The 1,187-nt window shown below is 59.5% G+C and carries 2 protein-coding genes; one reads left to right on the forward strand and one right to left on the reverse strand.

Going from position 1 to position 1,187, the window contains the following annotated elements; all coding sequences use genetic code 11:
• The coding region (locus tag ABT116_RS48280) for a hypothetical protein (RefSeq protein ID WP_351647866.1) at nucleotides 1-327 on the forward strand (327 nt) is incomplete at its 5' end.
• 261 nt (nucleotides 328-588) lie between these two features.
• Here the strand turns inward: ABT116_RS48280 and ABT116_RS48285 are convergent.
• A partial coding sequence (locus tag ABT116_RS48285; protein ID WP_351647868.1) for a hypothetical protein occupies nucleotides 589-1,187 on the reverse strand: 599 nt, incomplete at its 5' end.

The following is a 1,187-nucleotide window of genomic DNA, read 5'->3' on the forward strand; positions in this document are numbered from 1 at the left end:
ACGCTGGCCCGCAGCATTGAGGGACATATCGCGGGCGGCTTCCATCCGGAGGAACACACAGGGCTACTCAGGCACCTGTTCTCACAACTGGATCTGTTCCCAAAATGGCACCAGAACTCTGATACACGGCAGCTGACAGCCGGCGCATTGGGAATCCCACCTACCCATATGCCCACCACTGAACAGACCTGCAATCTATGGGGTGTTTCTGTACGGGCGCGCGGAAGGGCCGTCCAAATGGCTGAAGCGGCGGCAGCGTGCTTTGACGCGCTTGCCTACTTTTCTGCCAGCGACCGACTCCGCATGGTCGATATCCAACTGAATTGAGCCAGCTATGCCAAACCGAATGTCGAGACTGAAACTGCCTGTGGGACTGAACCTGTTCTTGCGGCGGTTGCGCTGGCGCCACGTCGCGTTCCTGTGGCTCGTCGCAGCCCTTCTACTGACTTGGATCAACAGGGAGGTGGAGACAGGGACAGTGACGCATTGGGTACTCGCCGTCCCTGTCGCCTTCTCCCCCGTGCTTGTTCTTTTCCTTTGGGTACTCGCAAACAAGAAGCGCTGAAGGCGCCCTCGTCGCTCCCCTCGTCATATTGCGGGCTCGTCGTCTTTGAAGAAATATCCGGTCAGCGCCGCCGCGATCAGATGCGAGCGGGATTTTGCGCCCAGTTCCGCCACAAGGTGGTCAATCACGTCGAAGTCGGCATGAAATAGTCGGTAAGTTACCTGCGTCTCACTATCGTCACGTGACGTTTTGGCGCGAATGCCGCGGGCTGCGAATAATCCCCCACCGATTCGACCGCCAGGGTAGAGCAGTTCCGGCAGTCGATCATGAGTCTCCTCGATCGCGACGATGAAAATCTGACCGTTCGTCATCCCCGTGCTCGCCCGCATCTCCTCGAGCTTCGCATGGCACCTTGCCGGCACCCGAACACTTGACGACTTCCCTCCCCCATCCAGGTCAGAGGAACGGTCGATTGACTCCCGATCTTGTTGGCTTCCAGCAGGTTCAGTCTCGGCGGGGCGATCCACATGCGCGGGTACTTCCGACCCTTGTTCAATTTCGTCGTTGTCACCCTCGATGTACGCGGAAGCGATGCTCTCGACCGATCGGGCCGCGGCCGAACGGAAGGTCCCGGCAAGTGGTCGGTGCCCGCCAGCCGACTGAGACGGGCCTTGGTTATGCG

Origin of the sequence: Streptomyces sp. NPDC002130, assembly GCF_040296465.1 — a bacterium.
GTDB lineage: Bacteria > Actinomycetota > Actinomycetes > Streptomycetales > Streptomycetaceae > Streptomyces.